Origin of the sequence: Streptomyces sp. NPDC002825, from assembly GCF_040295385.1 — a bacterium.
Lineage (GTDB): Bacteria > Actinomycetota > Actinomycetes > Streptomycetales > Streptomycetaceae > Streptomyces.
The window spans coordinates 210244-227963 of sequence record NZ_JBEOVH010000004.1; the positions used below are offsets into that span (position 1 = coordinate 210244).

General features: G+C 73.5%; 16 protein-coding genes. 8 read left to right on the forward strand and 8 right to left on the reverse strand.

Annotated features, from left to right (window positions below):
• The 5 genes from ABT041_RS07695 to ABT041_RS07715 all read left to right on the forward strand — a co-directional run bounded on the left by ABT041_RS07695 (position 1) and on the right by ABT041_RS07715 (position 4290).
• Complete coding sequence (locus ABT041_RS07695; protein ID WP_351180588.1) at positions 1-1215, forward strand: NAD(P)/FAD-dependent oxidoreductase; 1215 nt, start codon at positions 1-3, stop codon at positions 1213-1215.
• Between the two features lie 43 nt (positions 1216-1258).
• Positions 1259-1633, forward strand: a complete 375-nt coding sequence (locus tag ABT041_RS07700; RefSeq protein WP_351180591.1) for an Rv2175c family DNA-binding protein — start codon at positions 1259-1261, stop codon at positions 1631-1633.
• A gap of 89 nt (positions 1634-1722) precedes the next feature.
• On the forward strand, positions 1723-2376 hold the full coding sequence (gene thiE, locus ABT041_RS07705) for a thiamine phosphate synthase (protein ID WP_351180594.1): 654 nt from the start codon (positions 1723-1725) through the stop codon (positions 2374-2376).
• A 99-nt stretch (positions 2377-2475) separates the two neighbouring features.
• Positions 2476-3393, forward strand: a complete 918-nt coding sequence (gene metF / locus ABT041_RS07710; RefSeq protein ID WP_351180597.1) for a methylenetetrahydrofolate reductase [NAD(P)H] — start codon at positions 2476-2478, stop codon at positions 3391-3393.
• A 54-nt stretch (positions 3394-3447) separates the two neighbouring features.
• A complete protein-coding gene (locus tag ABT041_RS07715) occupies positions 3448-4290 on the forward strand; it encodes a hypothetical protein (RefSeq protein ID WP_351180600.1) in 843 nt (280 codons plus the stop codon).
• Between the two features lie 8 nt (positions 4291-4298).
• Here ABT041_RS07715 and ABT041_RS07720 read toward each other — a convergent pair whose 3' ends face one another.
• The 5 genes from ABT041_RS07720 to ABT041_RS07740 form a co-directional block, all read right to left on the reverse strand.
• On the reverse strand, positions 4299-5708 hold the full coding sequence (locus ABT041_RS07720) for a phytoene desaturase family protein (protein WP_351180603.1): 1410 nt from the start codon (positions 5706-5708) through the stop codon (positions 4299-4301).
• A 33-nt stretch (positions 5709-5741) separates the two neighbouring features.
• Positions 5742-6389, reverse strand: a complete 648-nt coding sequence (locus ABT041_RS07725) for a DUF4126 domain-containing protein (protein WP_351180606.1) — start codon at positions 6387-6389, stop codon at positions 5742-5744.
• Between the two features lie 296 nt (positions 6390-6685).
• The gene (locus ABT041_RS07730; protein WP_351180609.1) at positions 6686-7294 is read right to left on the reverse strand and encodes a TetR/AcrR family transcriptional regulator; all 609 of its coding nucleotides are present in this window, start codon (positions 7292-7294) and stop codon (positions 6686-6688) included.
• A 19-nt stretch (positions 7295-7313) separates the two neighbouring features.
• Positions 7314-9413: a YhgE/Pip family protein gene (locus tag ABT041_RS07735; RefSeq protein ID WP_351180612.1), complete on the reverse strand. Its 2100-nt coding sequence runs from the start codon at positions 9411-9413 to the stop codon at positions 7314-7316.
• Positions 9385-10299 carry an ATP-binding cassette domain-containing protein gene (locus ABT041_RS07740; protein WP_351180615.1) on the reverse strand — a complete coding sequence of 305 codons (915 nt, stop codon included), beginning with the start codon at positions 10297-10299 and terminating at the stop codon, positions 9385-9387. Before ABT041_RS07740 ends, ABT041_RS07735 begins: the two co-directional genes overlap by 29 nt.
• Positions 10300-10461: 162 nt before the next feature.
• Between ABT041_RS07740 and ABT041_RS07745 the strand changes: the two genes are divergently transcribed.
• From ABT041_RS07745 to ABT041_RS07755, 3 genes are all read left to right on the forward strand, one after another.
• The gene (locus ABT041_RS07745) at positions 10462-10974 is read left to right on the forward strand and encodes an SAV_6107 family HEPN domain-containing protein (RefSeq protein ID WP_351180618.1); all 513 of its coding nucleotides are present in this window, start codon (positions 10462-10464) and stop codon (positions 10972-10974) included.
• Between the two features lie 73 nt (positions 10975-11047).
• Positions 11048-11836, forward strand: a complete 789-nt coding sequence (locus ABT041_RS07750) for a methyltransferase (RefSeq protein ID WP_351180621.1) — start codon at positions 11048-11050, stop codon at positions 11834-11836.
• Between the two features lie 272 nt (positions 11837-12108).
• Positions 12109-12498 carry an SCO2097 family morphological protein gene (locus ABT041_RS07755; RefSeq protein ID WP_351180624.1) on the forward strand — a complete coding sequence of 130 codons (390 nt, stop codon included), beginning with the start codon at positions 12109-12111 and terminating at the stop codon, positions 12496-12498.
• A 382-nt stretch (positions 12499-12880) separates the two neighbouring features.
• On the opposite strand, the gene ABT041_RS07760 is transcribed toward ABT041_RS07755, so the two are convergent.
• From ABT041_RS07760 to ABT041_RS07770, 3 genes are read right to left on the reverse strand one after another with little or no spacing between them, the layout of a single operon-like run.
• Positions 12881-15262: a transglutaminase TgpA family protein gene (locus ABT041_RS07760; protein WP_351180627.1), complete on the reverse strand. Its 2382-nt coding sequence runs from the start codon at positions 15260-15262 to the stop codon at positions 12881-12883.
• Positions 15259-16614 carry a DUF58 domain-containing protein gene (locus ABT041_RS07765; protein WP_351180630.1) on the reverse strand — a complete coding sequence of 452 codons (1356 nt, stop codon included), beginning with the start codon at positions 16612-16614 and terminating at the stop codon, positions 15259-15261. The genes ABT041_RS07760 and ABT041_RS07765 overlap by 4 nt, the downstream gene beginning before the upstream one ends.
• Positions 16614-17633: an AAA family ATPase gene (locus ABT041_RS07770; RefSeq protein ID WP_351180633.1), complete on the reverse strand. Its 1020-nt coding sequence runs from the start codon at positions 17631-17633 to the stop codon at positions 16614-16616. Before ABT041_RS07770 ends, ABT041_RS07765 begins: the two co-directional genes overlap by 1 nt.
• Positions 17634-17720: the final 87 nt, after the last annotated feature.

The window sequence follows — 17720 nt, forward strand, 5'->3', positions numbered from 1 at the left end:
GTGAGCGAGCAGAAGCAGGCCCAGCAGCACGTCGTGATCGTCGGCGCCGGAATGGCGGGCGTCCAGACCGCCGTCGCCCTGCGCGAGCAGGGCTTCACCGGCCCCCTGACCCTCATCGGGGCCGAACCCCACCAGCCCTACGACCGGCCGCCGCTGTCCAAGGCGATCCTCCTCGGCAAGGCCGAGGACTCCGCCTTCGAGATCGACTTCGAGGACCTCGGGATCGAGCTCCGCCTCGGCCTGGACGTCACCGGTCTGCGCGCCGCCGACCACGAGATCGACACCGAGGCCGGACCCGTCGCGTACGACACCCTGGTCGTCGCCACCGGCGCCCACCCCGTCACCCTGCCCGGCGCCGAGGGAGTCCCCGGCGTCCACCTCCTCCGCACCCTCGACGACGCCGTGCGCCTCGGGCCCGTCCTGGAGCGCCGCCACTCCGTCGTGGTCGTCGGCGCCGGCTGGATCGGAGCCGAGTTCGCCACCGCCGCGCGCGAGGCGGGCTGCGCCGTCACCGTCGTCGAGGCCGCCGACCGCCCCCTCGCCGGAGCGCTGCCCGCCGAGGTCACCGCCCCGATGGCCGAGTGGTACGGGGCGAACGGCGCCGAACTCCTCACCCACGCGCGCGTGCACACCGTCGAACCCGGCCGCGTCGTCCTCGCCGACGGCCGCGAACTGGCCGCCGACGCCGTCGTCGTCGGCATCGGCGCCCGCCCCGCCACGAGCTGGCTCACCGGCTCCGGCATCGCCCTCGACCCGAGCGGCGCCATCACCGCCGACGACCGGCTGCGCACCTCGCTGCCCGATGTGTACGCCGTCGGCGACTGCGCCTCCTTCCCCTCCGCCCGCTACGGCGAGCGCCTCCTCGTCCACCACTGGGACAACGCCCTCCAGGGCCCCCGCGCGGTCGCCGCCGCGATCACCGGCGCCGCCGACGTGCCGTACGACCCCGTGCCGTACTTCTGGTCCGAGCAGTTCGGCCGCTTCGTCCAGTACGCCGGGCACCACGCGCACGCGGACGAGCTGCTGTGGCGCGGCGACCCGGCCGCCGAGTCCTGGTCCGTGCTCTGGCTGCGCGCCGGCGTGCCGGTGGCCCTCCTCGCCGTCGGCCGCCCCCGCGACCTGGCCCAGGGCCGCAAGCTCATCGAGGCCGCCGTCCCCGTCGACCCCGGGCGCGCCGCCGACCCGTCCGTCCCCCTGAAGGCGGCAGTCCGGTAGGGCCCGACTACCGGCTGTCAGTCCGGGATGGCAGGCTTGTCCCGTGACCGAGATTGACGCAAAGACCGATGCTCTCGTCCCCGCCTGGCTCTTCCTCCCCGACATCGCGGAGGCGCTCGACATCGAGGTGACGCGCGTGCGGCAGCTGGTCAAGGAGGGCCAGCTCATCGCCGTCCGCCGTGAAGTGCGCCCCGGCGAGAAGATCCTCCAGGTGCCCGCCGCCTTCATCGACGGCGACAAGGTCGTCAAGGGCCTCGCCGGCACCCTGACGCTCCTGCGGGACGACGGCTTCACCGACGAAGAGATGCTGGAGTGGCTCTTCACTCCGGACCCGACCCTGCCCGGCACCCCCGCGCAGGCCCTGAGTGAGAATCGCGGCACGGAGGTGAAGCGCCGCGCCCAGGCGCTCGCCGTCTGACGCTCGCACCACCGAAGACACCGCCGCGGGTGCCGGGCCGGCCGATCGAGGCCGGCCCGGCACCGGCACCACCCGACGGGGGAACACCCATGTCCACGCCTCGCGCACGGCTCGCCGACGCCCGCCTCTACCTGTGCACCGACGCCCGGAAGCGCCAGGGCGACCTGCCCGCCTTCCTCGACGCCGTGCTCTCCTCCGGCGTGGACATCGTGCAGCTCCGCGACAAGGGCATGGAGGCCGGTGAGGAGCTGGAGCACCTCGCCGTCTTCGCCGAGGCCGCCCGCCGGCACGGCAAGCTCCTCGCCGTGAACGACCGGGCCGACGTCGCCCACGCCATCGGCTCCGACGTCCTCCACCTCGGCCAGGGCGACCTGCCCGTGCCCGCCGCCCGCGCGATCCTCGGCGAGGAGGTGCTGATCGGCCGGTCCTGCCACGCCGAGAGCGAGGTCGCCGCGGCCGCCGCCGAGCCGGGCGTGGACTACTTCTGCACCGGCCCCTGCTGGCCCACCCCCACCAAGCCCGGACGGTACGCACCGGGGCTCGGCCTCGTGCGGTACGCGGCGGAGCTGGCGCAGGACCGGCCCTGGTTCGCCATCGGCGGCATCGACGAGACCAACCTCGACGAGGTCCTGGACGCGGGCGCCCGCCGGATCGTCGTCGTCCGCGCCATCACCGAGGCCGACGACCCGGCCGCCGCGACGGCCGCCCTCGCCAAGCGCGTCCGCGAGCGCGCCGAGGCCTGACCCGGCGCCTCCGCGGGGAGCCCGGCAGAGTGTCCGAAAAGGTGTCCACCACTCGGACGCCGTCTACGCGGCTTCCCTGACCGCGTCTAACCTGCCGGTATGGCCCTTGGAACCGCTTCCGTCCGATCGGACCGTGCCCGCACGGTGCGCGAGATCCTCGCTGCCGGTGACACGTCGTACTCCTTCGAGTTCTACGCGCCCCGCACCGAGAAGGGCGAACAGGTCCTCTGGAACGCCATGCGCCGCGTCGAGGCGGTCGGCCCCAGCTTCGTCTCCGTGACCTACGGCGCCGGCGGCACCACCCGCGGCGGCACCGTCAAGGCCACCCAGAAGATCGCCTCCGACACCACGCTCACCCCCGTCGCCCACCTGACGGCCGTCGACCACTCTGTCGCCGAGCTGCGCAACGTCCTCGGCCAGTACGCCGACGCCGGCATCCGCAACATGCTCGCGCTGCGCGGCGACCCGGCCGGCGACCCGCTGGGCGAGTGGATCGAGCACCCGGAGGGCGTGCGGTACGCCGCCGACCTCGTCCGGCTGATCAAGGAGTCCGGAGACTTCTGCGTCGGCGTCGCCGCCTTCCCGGAGATGCACCCCCGCTCCACCGACTGGGACACCGACATCCGGCACTTCGTGGACAAGTGCCGCGCGGGCGCCGACTACGCGATCACCCAGATGTTCTTCGACCCGGAGAACTACCTGCGGCTCCGCGACAGCGTGCAGAAGGCGGGCTGCGAGACCCCGATCATCCCCGAGGTCATGCCCGTCGTGAACGTGAAGACCCTCGACCGGCTGCCCCAGCTGAGCAACGCCGTCTTCCCCGCGGATGTGAAAGAGCGCATCCTCGCCGTCAAGGACGATCCGGCCGCTGTACGCTCCATCGGTATCGAGTTCGCGACGGAGTTCTGCGCGCGTCTGCTCTCCGAGGGTGTCCCCGGACTGCACTTCATCACGCTCAACAGCTCCACCGCGACGCTCGAGATCTACGAGAATCTCGGACTGCACCAGCAGTCGTGACCGGTCGTACCCGCCCCGACCCGCGGCGGTGACCGTGGAGAGGGGCGGCGGGGCATGGGGTGGACGGTCCTCTACATCGCGTTCGGCGTGGTCGCACTGTGGCTGCTGGGGGAGGTGCTCCTCCAGTACAAGGCACGACTGCGCTGGCGCCTGCTCGCCTTCGCCGGCTTCCTCTGCGTGGTCCTCGGCGTCCTGCTGCCCTCGGTCTACGTCATCATCGCCGGAGCCGTCGCCTTCGCCGTGGGCCAGACCTATGTGACGCTCTCCTTCCGCCGTGGCTTCTCCACCGGCTGGGCGATCGGCGGCAACCCGGGGGCGAGCCGCCGCCGCAAGGCCGCACCGGCCGAGGCCGGGCCCACCCTCGAGGTCACCGAGCTCTCGTACGACACGCCGGACAGCGCGTACGGCACGGAGGACGGTTCCGGTCACGACCCGCACCCCGAGACCGCCGCCGAGACGACCGCGGTCTACGAGCCGCAGCCGATGCCCGAGGACACCGGCCAGTACGGGGTCTACGAGACCGCCGGCCAGGGCGCCGGGTACGGGACGGGGTACGACCCCTACGCCTCCGCGTACCAGCAGCCCGGATACGAGCAGACCTCCTACGAGCAGCCCTCCTACCCGCAGCCCGGCTACGAGCAGCAGCCGGCCTACGACTACGGTGCCGCCGCCGGGCAGCAGCAGTACGCCGCGTACTCCGACCCGTACATCGGCCCGGGAACGGACAGCCAGCAGTACGCCGGTTACTACACCGACCCGTACGCCCCCTCGTACACCTACGACACCCCGCCCGGCGGCGTCTGGGTCCCGCAGCAGCGCGACACCGATCAGGCCCCGCAGCAGCAGGCGCCGTACGGCTACGAGCAGCCGCACCCGGACGACCAGTACCGCTACTAGGCCGGGACCTACTGGGAGCCGCGGAAGTCCGCGCCCTCCACGATGAGTCCGGCCACCAGCGCGCCCGACATGCCCGCGTGGGCGAGCCCGCCGCCGGGGTGCGACCAGCCGCCCGCGTGGTACAGGCCGGGCAGCGGGGAGCGGTTGGCGGCCGGAAGCAGCCGGCCGCCGGCCCCGGCGAGCGCCGGGCCCGGCACCTCGGCGGCGCCCGTGTCCCTCGTTACGTCCTCCGGGGTCCGGACGTGCCGCCAGAGGAGCCGCTCCGCGAGGTCCGGGACCGCCCGCCCGGCCGCCTCGACCATCCGGTCGGCGAAGGGCTCCCACTCCTGCCCGGGGCCCGTCCGCACGGTCGCCGTGACCGTCACCGACTCGTACGCACCGTCCGGGTGCAGCGCCGGGTCGTCGGGCCGCAGCACGGTCACCGTCGGCCGCCCGCCCTCCGCGTGCACGACGGTCCGGTGGACCGCGTCCGCCTCCCGGGCGCCGCGCAGGGCCAGACAGACCGTCACCCGGCTTGTGCCGGTCGCCTGGTGACGGGGCAGGTCCTGACCGTGGTGGAGCGCCGGCATCGGGGTCCCGGACACCACGTGGTCGGCCTCGACCGTCCCGCCGCCGGCAAGGCGGACACCGGCCGCGCGGCCGTCCTTCTCCACGACGTCCTCGACCGCGGTGTCGAACACGAACTCCACCCGCCGCTTCAGGCACCGCTCGTACACCGCGTCGGCGAGCGCCCGCAGGCCCCCGCCCACGTACCAGCTGCCGAAGGTCTGCTCCATGTACGGCAGGACGGCAGCCGAGGCCGGGGCGGTCGCCGGGTCGAAGCCGTACGACCACGCGTACGCGTCGAGGAGGGCCGCGAGCCGCGGGTCGCGCAGCTCCCGCGCCCCGACCTGCGCGAGCGTCGTCGTCGGGCGGCGCAGCAGGCCCGCCTTCAGGGCCGGGTACGGCTCGCGCGCGAGCGGCGCCGGGTCGGCCGGCTGCGGCTCCTCCAGGAGCGGGCGCCGGGTCCGGTCCCAGGCCTCGCGGGCCCGGGTCAGGAAGTCGCCCCAGCGCTCGCCCGCTCCCGCGCCCAGCGCCGCGTCCAGGGCGGCGACCGTGCCGGCCCGGGAGGCGTTCGGCAGGTCGACACGGGCGCCGTCGGCGAAGACATGACGGGCCGCCGGATCGACCTGCGTCAGCGCGACGCACTCCTCCAGGGGCTCCTTGCCCGTCTTCACGAAAAGGTCCCGGTAGACGGCGGGCAGGTGCAGCAGCCCCGGGCCGGTGTCGAAGGCGAAGCCGTCGCGCTCGAAGCGGCCGACCGCGCCGCCGTACGTCGACGTCTTCTCGTACACCGTCACCGTGTGCCCGGCGACCGCGAGGCGCGCCGCCGCCGCCATGGCGCCGAGTCCCGCGCCGATCACCACAATCCGTGCCATGCGGGCGAGTCTATGGGGCGTCCCAGGACCGGATCAGAAGTGGTCGGAACCGTCGTCCGGCGGGGCCGGGACCCGTGGGCGCGCCCTCGGGGTCGCGAGCCGTCTCTCCTCCCGGCGCTGGGACCGGCGCCGCCAGAAACGGCGGATCCGCTGGGCCAGGAAGACCAGTATCGCCAGGCCCGCCAGGAGCAGGAAGCCCGCGATCGACGCCGCCGCGACCGGGTGGAAGACGGCGAACGTGACGATCGCCGCCACCCCGAGATCCTCCGCCAGGCTCAGCGCGACGTTCGAGAACGGTTCCGGAGTGGTGTTGACCGCCATCCTCGTCCCGGCTTTGACGAAGTGACTGAGCAAGGCCGTCGAACCGCCGACCGCGCCCGCCGCCAGCTCGGGCAGCGAACCGTTCTGCCCGGCGAGCAGGGCGCCGACCACGGCTCCCGCGATCGGCCGGATCACCGTGTGGACGGAGTCCCATATCGAGTCGACGTACGGAATCTTGTCCGCCACCGCCTCGCACAGGAACAGCACGCCCGCCGCGACGAGGACATCGGTGCGCTGCAAGGACTCGGGCACCTCGTCGGTCAGCCCGGTCGCGCCGAAGACGCCGAACAGCAGGACCACCGCGTACGCGTTGATCCCGCTCGCCCAGCCGCTGGTGAACACCAGGGGGAGTACGGACACGCCCGCGATCGTAACCAGGACTGAGTATCCGTACCTAGGGGTCGAGATGAGTAGGTGCGCGGATGGGGCCGGTGCCGGCGGAAGGAGAGAGTGGAGCCCACGGAAGGGGCGCGGCTCCGGTACCGCCGGCACGGGGCTGCGGAACGGGGCCGCGCACCTGCCGGCACGGGGGGAGAAAGAAGCCGGTGCGGCGAGGCTCGGGGGGATCGAGCTTCGCCGCACCGGCCTTTCGTCGTCTCCTGCGTCAGCGGCCTTTCGCCACGTCCTGCCGCCCCGGCCTTTCGCCGTGTCCTGCCTCAGCGGCCGCCGACGCGCCCGTGCAGCAGGCGGGAAAGAGCCGCGTGCACGTCGTCCAGCGAGCGCTCGCTCTGGAAGGCCTGCCAGTCCAGCGCCGCCACCAGCACCATCCCGACCAGTGCCGCGGCCGTCAGCTGGACGTCGATCTCCTCGCTCAGCTCACCGGCCGAGACCCCCTCGCGCAGCACGCCCTCGACGACCGCGACGGCCTCCTGACGCACCACCAGGAGCGTGGAGTTCCAGGCCCGGTTGGTGCGCCAGAGCTCGGCCACGTACAGCTGGGTGAAGGCCGGGTAGCGGTCGATGAAGACGAGACCGGCCCGGATCATCGCGTCCAGCGCGTCGACCCGGCTCCCGCCGCGCTCGGCGGTCTCCTCGGCCGCCGAGCGCAGGGAGGCGGTGAGCAGCGACACGCCGTGGCGCAGCAGCTCCTCGAAGAGCTCCGTCTTGCTCTTGAAGTTGTAGTAGACGGTGCCCTTGGCCACGCCGGCCCGCTCGGCGATCTCGTCCACCGTCGTCGCGGAGAAGCCCTGCTCCGCGATGAGGGTGACGGCCGCCTCGTAGAGCTTGGTGCGCGTGGCCTGGCGTCGGGTGCTGCTGCTGTCCATGGCGTCGATTCTCACAGGTTCAGAGCGACAGTTCGGGGTGGAGCCGGTCCATCGTCCACACCTGCTTCTTGCGTGCCGAGACCGCGGTCAGGGCGAGGGCACCGACGGTGAAGGCCGTCAGGACCGCGCAGGCCTGCCAGACCGGTCCGATCCCGCCGCCGGTGATCAGCCGGCGCAGCGCCTCGACCACGTAGCTCATCGGGAGGAAGGCGTGGACGGCGTTGAAGAAGGCCGGGCTGGTCTGGACGGGGTACGTGCCGCCCGCCGAGGTCAGCTGGAGCATCAGGAACGCGAGGACCAGGATCCGGCCCGCCGCCCCGAAGCGGGCGTTGAGCCACTGGATGATCGCCGCGAAGCAGCAGGTGACCAGGGCGAGGAAGCCGATCGTGCCGGCGGCCCGGGCCATCTGGAGGCCGAGGCCCCAGTGCAGGACCGACATCAGGGCCGCGACCTGGAGGACGCCGATCGCCGCCACCGGGAGCCAGCCCGCGAGCGCGATCCGCCAGGCGGAGCCGCCCGCTGCGAGGGCGCGCCGGTTCAACGGCTGGATGAGCATGTACGCGACCATCGCGCCGACCCAGAGGGAGAGCGGGATGAAGTACGGGGCGAAGCCGGTGCCGTAGTTCGGGGCCTTGTGCAGGGACTGCGAGGCCAGCTTCACCGGGTCGGCCATGACCTCCGTACGCCGGTCGCGGTCCTGCTCGTCGTAGTCGGGGATCTTGTCGACCCCGTCCTTCAGACCGGTGGCGAGGCTGCCCGAACCGTCGGCCAGCTTGAACAGGCCGCCGTCCAGGTCGCCCGCGCCCTTCTTGAGCTTGCCGACACCGGTGTCGAGGCTGACCGAACCCGTCTTGGCCTGGGTGATGCCCGTGTGCAGCTGGTCCGCGCCCGTCGCGACCTTCTGCGCGCCCGCGTTGAGCTCGTTGATCTTCCGGATGGCGCCCTCCACGTCCTCGTCGAGGTGCGGGGCTCGGGCGGCCAGTTCGTCGGCCTGCTTCTTCAGCTTGGCCAGGCGCGCGTCCAGGGTCTTCAGGTCGTCGGAGTTGTCCTTGGTGAGCTCGTGGACGTCGTCGGCGATCGTGGCGACGTCCCCGGCGGTGACCGAGGCCTCCTTGAGCTTCTGGCAGATCCTGGGGTCGAGCGGGGGAGTGGTGGCGGGGGCGTCCACGCAGACCTCGCGGTGCAGCCGGGCGAGACCGTCGTCGGCCTTGTGGGCGGCGGTGCGGACCTGGGGCGCGTGCTCGACCAGCTTGTCCAGGTTGTGGCGGGCGGCCGTGGCCGAGTCGGAGACGAGGCGGGCGGTGTCGCGGATCGACTTGCCGTTGTTCGCCAGGTACGGGCGGACCTTGTCGGCGGTGCCGTTCACCTTGTCGGCGAGGGCCTGCGTGCCCTTCGCGACCTTGCGGGAACCGTTCTCCAGGTCCTTGGCGCCCTTGTCGAGCTTCTTCAGACCGGCGGCCAGGTCACCGCTGCCGGCCTTGGCGTCGGTGAGGCCCTCCGACAGGCTCTTCGAGCCCTTCTTCGCCTTGTCCACGCCCTGCTTCAGGTCGGCCGCGCCCTTGGCGGCCTTCGCGGTGGCGTCGTGGATGTCGGAGAAGGAGATGAAGATCTTGTCGAGGAAGGTGCGGGAGGACTTCGTGGAGGCCGCGGTGCGCACCTCGGAGAAGACCGTCCGGGAGATCTGGCCGACGATGTAGTTGTTGGCGTCGTTCGTCCGCACCTGGAGCGCGCCGGTCTCGGGGGAGTCGCCGGAGCTGGAGGCGATGCGGGAGCTGAAGTCGCCGGGCATGGTCAGGGACAGGTAGTACGTCCCGTCCTCCACGCCCGCGCGTGCCTCGGCGTCGCTCACGCGGTGCCACTCGAAGGTCTTGCTCTCCAGGAGCCCCTCGGTGATGTCGTCGCCGGCGTGGATCTCCTTGCCGCCGGCGGTGGCGCCCCGGTCCTCGTTGACGAGGGCGACGGGGATCTTGTCGAGCCTGCTGTACGGGTCCCAGAACGAGTACAGGTACAGGGCGCCGTACAGCAGGGGCAGCAGCAGGATCGCGACGAGCGCGGCGCGCGGCAGCTTTCCCCTGCCGAAGCGCTTCAGCTCAAGCGCGGCCAGTTTCGGCGAGCGCATCGGCCGCCCCCTCCTCGGTCGTGGCGTCGGTGGCGCCGCTCTCTGCGGCGGTTTCTTCGGTGGCCGTCCCGGTGGCGCGGGTTTCCGCGGTGGCCGTCTCGGTGGCGGCGGTTTCTTCGGTGGCCGTCTCGGTGGCGGCGGTTTCTTCGGCCCCGGGGGCCTCGGGCTCGCTCTCGTCCTGGACCGTCGTGATGCGCAGGGCGTCCTCGGGGGCCTCGCTGCAGACGGCGAGGACCGTCGTCCCGGACGCGGCCAGGGAGCGCAGGAGCGCCCAGGCCTCGGCGCGGTCGGCGTCCGAGAGCTTGAGGTCGGTGTCGTCCACGGCGAGCAGCCGGGGGCGGCCGATCAGGGCCAGGGCGATCGAGAGCCGCAGCGCTTCGAGGCGCTCCAGATCCCGTACGGAGGTCCGCTCGCCCTTCGGCAGGGCGTCGAGGTCCAGACCGGCGGCCTTCACGGCCTCGTCGATCCGGGCCCGGGAGGTCGCGGCCCGCTCGGCCGGGCGCCGCAGGAGGGCCCGTACGGAACCGTCGAAGCGGCGCTGGAGCAGGGCCCGCTCGCGCAGGTGCTCGGCGACCGTGAAGGCGGGGTCGAGCTCGCTGACGCCCGGGACCTGGCCGAGTGCGGTGATCCGGCGCACGGCGGCCATCTTGCGGGGCAGGGGGAGGCCGCCGACCTCGGCGTGCCCCTCCGTGGCCTTCATCCGGCCGGTGAGCGCGAGCAGCAGACAGGTGCGGCCCGAGCCGGACGGTCCCTCGATGGCCACCAGCGCGCCGGGCTCGGCACGGAAGGAGACCTTCCGGAAGGCCCAGCCGCGCGGTCCCTTCAGTCCGAAGCCGTCCGCGACGACGGCGGCGCCGTGCGGCTGTTCCTCGGTTTCCGTGCCCACGGACTCACCCCCCATTCCCCTTTTTGAACTGACCAGTCAGTTCAAAAGTTACCCCGGGGTTGGGTCTGAGGCAAAACCCCAGGTCAGCGCGATTGTCAGTGGGGCGCGGCACGATGAACACATACGGCCACAGCGCCGTCACGCGACGACAGGAGGCTCGTCATGGCCGGCCCATCCGCAGCAGCCACGCCCCGCCGCCGTCCCACCCCGGGGGAGGCGGGACCGGGCTCCGACATCCACCCCGTCCCGCGCCGCTCCGCCGCCCCGCCCGCCGCCCTCGACCTCCTCGCCAAGTCCCGCGCCGGACTCGCCGAGGCCGCCGTCCTCGACCGCCCCCACGAGCGGTACGCCACCGCCCACCTCGCCGCCCTGCGCGCGGCCGCCGCCGTGCTCGCCGCCCGGGCCAGGCCCGACACCCGGCCCCGCCACCGGCAGCGGATAAGGAGCACCTGGGAGCTCCTCCCCGACCTCGCCCCCGAGCTCACCGAATGGAGCGCCCTCTTCGCCGCCGGCGCCTCGCGCAGAGCCCGCGCCGAGGCCGGCATCAGCAGCGCGGCCACCCGGCGCGAGGCCGACGACCTGCTCAGGGACGCCGCGCACTTCCTGCGCCTGGTCGAGCGGCTGCTCGCCCTCCAGCCGGTTCTGCCCCGCCAGCCCGGGGCGGACGAGGCCTGAGGATGATCCGAAAGGGAGGGGCGAGGCCATAGGGTGGGGAGCGTTCGTACCCGTCACCGAGGAGTCAACAGCCGTGCCGGACCCTTCCCCTGTCTTCGGTCGAGAGGCGTCTTCGCGTCCGTCGCGCGCCTCCCTGCGTACCGCCGTCGTCTGGGACGTCCTCAAAGACGCCCTGGACCGCCGGGTCGAGGCCACCGGGAAGGACAGCCTCGACGTCCTCGACACGGGCGGCGGCTCCGGCAACTTCGCGGTGCCGGTGGCCCGCCTCGGCCACCGGGTCACCGTCGTCGACCCCAGCCCCGACGCGCTCTTCGCGCTGGAGCGCCGGGCCGCCGAGGCCGGCGTCGCCGACCTCGTCACCGGCGTCCAGGGCGACATCAAGGGCCTCTTCGACGTCGTCGAGCGCGAGGCCTACGACACGGTGCTCTGCCACGGCGTCCTGGAGTACGTCGACGATCCCGCCGAGGGCGTGCGGAACGCGACGGCCGCGCTCCGCTCCGCCGGCTGCCTCAGCCTGCTCGCCGCCGGCGTCGGCGGAGCCGTGCTGGCCCGCGCCCTCGCCGGCCACTTCACCGAGGCCCGGCACGCGCTCGACGACCCGGCGGGCCGCTGGGGCGCCGGCGACCCCGTGCCCCGGCGCTTCACCGCCGAGCAGCTCACCGAGCTCGCCGACGGGGCCGGACTCGAGGTCGGCGCCGTGCACGGCGTCCGGGTCTTCGCCGACCTCGTCCCCGGCGTCCTCGTCGACACCGAGCCCGGCGCCGCCGAGGCCCTGCTCAAGCTGGAAGCGGCCGCCGCGGAGCTGCCCTCCTTCCACGCCATCGCCACCCAGCTGCACGTTCTCGCCGAGAAGCGGGCCTGAGCTGGACGGCCACCCGTTCGGGGGTGCGGGCCGCGGTGTGCCATGGAGTACGCCACAGCCCGCCCCATCTGGGGCTCCGCCCCGTATGATCGGGGGACACCATCCGGCATGACGGACAAGGGGCTGGGGAATCAACGCCTCAGCAACCGATCCGCATGGCGGCCCGGATTGGCTATTCGGCATTGAGGGCGGGTTTCACGGGGGCGATTCCCTGCCTATCCTGAAAGGGCCGCAAACCGGTCGCCCCCGCGACCGACGACTAGGAGGACTCCGTGCCGCTCTCGGAGCACGAGCAGCGAATGCTCGAGCAGATGGAGCGAGCGCTGTACGCCGAAGATCCCAAGTTCGCGACAGCGCTCGAGGGAAGCGGACTGCGTACGTACACCCGGCGACGGGTTTACCAGGCAGTCGCCGGCTTCCTGGTGGGTATCGCGCTCCTCATGGCCGGAATGGTCGCACAGCAGATCTGGATCAGCGTGGTGGGATTCCTCGTCATGCTGGGCTGCGCGGTCCTGGCGGTCACCGGATGGCGCAAGGCGCCGAAGCCGGGTGAACAGCGGGCGGCCGCGGGCCGTCCGGCTCGGCAGCGACGCTCCATGATGGACCGGATCGAGGCGCGGTGGCAGCGGCGTCGCGATGAGCAGCAGGGCGGCGGCCACTGACGGCCCCGGAGCGGTAGCCCCGCCCCCCGAACACCCGAGCCCCGCAGGACCGACGCGAACCCGCGCCGCCCTGCGGGGCTCGACGCGTTCCCGTGGGGCCCGCGCCGTGCTGGGCGGTGCCCCGGCCCACCCCCGTGTGGGCAATCGTCCCGCAGGGCGGGACGGGTGGGCACACGGGACGGCGCCCTCTCGCGGCGCCTCCGCGTTCCGCGCCTTGGCCCGCACCACCAGTGCACTGCGCACGGGGTGCGGGTCAGGGCGCGTAAGCCTCTGGCGCCGGCAGGGGCGCCGTCCGTTGTGCCCACCCGTTCCGCCCCGGCGGAACGCATGCCCACAACGGGGGGGCACCGTCGCGGCGGGGCGCCGGCCGCAACCGAGCGCGTCAGTTGGCTTCGCGGCGGCGGAGCGCGGCTGCCGCCCGCATCCCCAGCGCCCGACGCCGCATCGTCCACGACGACCAGCGCGCGGACGCCGCCCACCGGACGCGGTTCGCCGAGCGAGGGGCCAGAAGCGCCCGCAGCCGGTCGGCACGGTTCGCGCCCGCGTGGAAGCCCGCACGGACCCGACCGGCCTCGGAGCCCAGCCCCGCCACCGCCGGCGGCCGAGGCGCGTACAGGACCTCCTCCACCGCCCGGGCCACCCGGTGCACCGCGTCCGCGGACTCGCCCCGGAGCTCACCGAGGCGGACGATCCGCGCCGCCGACTTCCTCGGCGTCAGGGATTCGTCCGGCTCGACCCCGTAGTCCCAGGCCGTGTCGTTGATCTCCTCCCAGACCGCGAGCGTGCCGCCGTCCGGGCCGAGCCGCCGCGCCCGTACCCGCGTCCGCCAGAAGAGCGGGAGGAGGGGGAGCGAGACGAGGAGGACCGCCGCCAGGGACAGGAGGAGGACCGTCCGGAGGTCAGGGCCGGAGTCGTCGCCGGAGGCACCGGCCGCCGCCGCGTCGGGACCGCAGTCGCCGAGCTTCTTCATCTGCGGCGTGCAGCTCTCCGACGCGCTGGGCGCGGCGGACGGCTGCGCCGAGGCGCTCTGCTGCGGCTGCGCGGGCCCGGTGGCCGTGCCCGAGGGGGTGTTCTCCCGGGTGTACGCGGGGGTGGAGCCCCGCGAGGGGGTCGGCTCGAACCGCGTCCACCCGGCGCCCTCGAAGTACAGCTCGGGCCAGGCGTGCGCGTCCCGGATGCCGACGGACACCGAGCCGTCGGTCTGCGTCGTGCCCGGCATGAAGCCCACGGCCACCCGGGCCGGGATGCCGAGCGAGCGGGCCATGGCCGCCATCGAGAAGGAGAAGTGGACGCAGAAGCCCTCCTTGTCCTTCAGGAAGCGGGAGATCGCCTGGACCCCGGTGCCGGACTCCACGTCGACGTCGTAGCGGAAGCCGCCCTCCTGGGAGAACCAGTCCTGGAGCTTCACCGCCCGCTCGTAGTCGTTCCGCGCGCCCTTGGTGACGTTCAGCGCCGTCGCCCGTACGTCGGCCGGGAGCGTCGTCGGCACCTTGGTGTACTCGCGGCGCAGCTTCTCCGGTGCGGGCCCGGCGGCGGCCAGCTGCCCGGCCGTCGGCTGCACGTCCAGGCTGGAGACCTGGTAGCGGGCGCCCTTGGTGGTCTGCTTGTCGTCGCCGACGAGCATCCGGCCGGCCGGCTCGTACCGCCAGCGTCCGTCGATGTCGACCCGGCCCGCCGGGTACGGCATGGGCAGCCACTTCTGCTCGTACGCGTCGGAGGCGACGAAGTTGCTGGTGACCTCGGTGATCCGGACGCTCTGGGAGAGGCCGTCCGGCCAGGGCAGCTGCTTGGGCACGTCCTCGATCGGGCGGACCGAGGACTTCCACGACGTGCCGTCGAACTGGTCGAGGGCGACGAGCCGCAGGTACAGGCCGCTGGTGTCGCGGGCGTTCGTCCGGTAGCGCAGGACCTCCCGGTCCTCCGGCTGGCGCAGATTGTTCTGCAGGGAGACCAGCGGGTTCACGGCGGAGATCGTGCCGCCCTTGCCGGCGCCCCCGCTCCCCTCGCCGCCGCCGCCGAAGAGCCCGCCGGAGAAGCCCGGCAGCGCGAGCGGCGCCACGAGTGCGACGCCCATGGCGACGGCGCCGATCCGGCGGCCGGTGCGGACCGGGGCGAAGGCGGAGGCGCCGCCGGCGGCGACGCTGGAGCCGGGCCGGCCGGAGCGCTGGGCGCCGCCGAAGACCCGCCCCCACTGCGAGAGCCGGTCACGGCCCTCGGCGAGGAGCAGCAGCAGATAACCGGAGGCCGCGAGGAGGAACCAGAGCCAGCCGGCCCCGCCGCCGGAGAGCCCGGCGGCCACCGAGTACAGGGCGAGCAGCGGCAGGCCGGCCGGGGCCGCCTTGCGGAAGGTGACCGCGAGGGTGTCGACGAGGAGCCCGATCCCGACGACGCCGCCGACCAGCATGAGCCGGATGCCCTCGGTGTCGGGCGCGGGGATCGCGTACCGGCCGACGTCCTCGGCGCCCGCCCGGAACAGCTCGGCGGCGTGCGTGAAGACCTCGGGGCCAGGGACGAGCCACACATAGGCCTGCTCCCGGGCGAAGCACACGGTCAGCGCGAGGACCGCGGCGACGGTCTGCGCGAGCACGGTCAGCGGCCGGGCCAGCGGCACCCGCCGGGCCAGCGTGCCCACCCCGCTCACCAGGGCGAGGACGAAGGCGGCCGTGAAGATCCAGGTGGCCGGCTTCACCAGGGGCAGCAGCGCCCCGGCCGCCATCAGGGTGGCGGCCCAGGACGCGAGCGTCAGCCGTGTGCGGCCGCTCATGACCATCCTCCGTAGGTGTCGGCGGCGGCGGTCTCCGGACGGAGCCCGGCCGCCTGCTGCCACAGGTCGGCGAGGGAGGCGCCGGCCGGCACGGCGAGCGCCGTCCAGCCCGCCTCGCGCAGCTGCCGCACCCGGTTGTCGACCGCTCCGGGGACCGCGCCGCCGGTGATCCAGGTGCCGGAGTCCAGGACGAAGGCGACGGCCGCGCCGGCCCGCCCGCGCATCCGGGCGGCGAGGGCGGCCTGCTCCTCGTCGAGGTCGCCGAGGAAGGCGATGAGCAGCCCGTCGCCGCCGCCGCGCAGCACGTCGGAGGCGCGGGAGAGGCCGGCGCCCTCGGAGTGGTCGACGACCGCGAGGGTGTCCATCATCAGGCCGGCCGCCTCGGCCGAGTCGTGTGCCGAGCCGGCGAAGCCCTCGGCGCCCTCGCCGGGGATCGCGCTGCCGGTGTCGGTGAGCAGCCGGACCGCGTAGCCGCGCTCCAGCATGTGGACGAGCGCGGAGGCGGTGCCGGAGACGGCCCACTCGAAGGCCGAGTCGGGGCCGGCGCCCTGGAAGGCGATCCGCCGGGTGTCGAGGAGGACGGTGCAGCGGGCCCGCTGGGGCAGCTCCTCGCGGCGGACCATCAGCTCGCCGTAGCGGGCGGTGGAGCGCCAGTGGACCCGGCGCAGGTCGTCGCCGTGCCGGTAGGTGCGCGGGATGACGTCGTCGTCGCCGGCGAGCGCGAGGGAGCGGGACTGCCCGTCCCCGTACCCCCCGGCCTCGCCGAAGAGCTTCACGGGCGGGAGGGCCTCGGTGCGGGGCACGACGGTGAGGGTGTCGTAGGCGCTGAAGGAGCGGGTCAGCTCGCACATCCCGAAGGGGTCGTTGAGCCGCAGCTGGAGCGGGCCCAGCGGGAAGCGGCCGCGCAGGTCGGAGCGGACCCGGTAGGACACCTCGCGCCGGCCGCCGGCCTCGACCCGGTCGAGGACGAAGCGGGGGCGGGGCCCCAGCATGTACGGCACGTGGTCCTGGAGCATCAGCAGACCGGTGGGCAGCTTGGAGACGTTCTCCATCCGCAGCTGGACCCGTGCCTCGGTGGAGGTCTCGACCCGCTGGGGGGTGAGCCGGCGGGAGGCGGCGACGCGGTAGCGGGTGCGGTGCAGCACGAGGACGCAGATCAGCGGGAGGGCGGCGAGCAGCAGCCCGACGCGCAGCAGGTCGGCCTGGCCGAGGACGTACGCACAGGCGGCTGCGGCGACCCCGGCGGCGAGGAAGGAGCGGCCGCGGGTGGTGAGGCCGCCGAGGGCGGCCCGCAGGCCGCCCCGGTCGTCCTCGTCGCCCCGCGGTCCGTCCGGCACGGCGGAGCCACTCATCACAGCCGCCGGGCGCCGGGCTGCTGCTGGCCGTAGAGCGGTCCGGCGGGCGGGGCCGCGGCCGGGACGGGGGTGCGCTGGAGGATCTCGTCGACGACCTGCTCGGCGGTGCGGCGGTTCAGCTGGGCCTGCGCCGTCGGCAGCAGCCGGTGGGCGAGGACGGGCGCGGCGAGGGCCTGGAGGTCGTCCGGCAGGACGTACTCGCGGCCGCTGAGCGCCGCGGAGGCCTTGGCGGCCCGCAGCAGGTGCAGGGTGGCCCGGGGGGAGGCACCGAGCCGCAGGTCGGGGTGGGTGCGGGTGGCGGCGACGATGTCGACCGCGTAGCGGCGTACCGCGTCGGCGACGTGGACCCTGCGCACGGCCTCGATCAGCTTGAGGACGTCGTGGGCGTGGGCGACCGGCTGGAGGTCGTCCAGCGGGGAGACCGAGCCGTGCACGTCGAGCATCTGGAGCTCGGCCTCGGCGCTGGGGTAGCCGATGGAGACGCGGGCCATGAAGCGGTCGCGCTGGGCCTCGGGCAGCGGGTAGGTGCCCTCCATCTCGACCGGGTTCTGGGTGGCGACCACCATGAACGGGCTCGGCAGCTCGTACGTCTGGCCGTCGACCGTGACCTGGCGCTCCTCCATGGACTCCAGGAGCGCGGACTGGGTCTTCGGCGAGGCGCGGTTGATCTCGTCGCCGATCACGATCTGGGCGAAGATCGCGCCCGGCTTGAACTCGAAGTCCCGGCGCTGCTGGTCGAAGATCGACACGCCGGTGACGTCCGAGGGCAGCAGGTCGGGCGTGAACTGGATGCGTCGCACCGAGCAGTCGATGGACTTGGCCAGCGTCTTGGCCAGCATGGTCTTGCCGACGCCGGGGACATCCTCGATCAGGAGGTGCCCCTCGGCGAGCAGCACGGTCAGCGAAAGCCGTACGACCTCGGGCTTGCCCTCGATCACACTCTCCACCGATCTGCGGACTCTCTCCACAGTGGTGGTCAGATCAGCGAGGCTCGCTCGATCGTCATAGGTCGTCACCCCGGCCCTCCTCGGCCTTTCGGAACTGTCGTCCGAGCATTGTTGTTGCCGTGGCCGGGCCTGTCACTTGCATGCGGACAAGTGCAG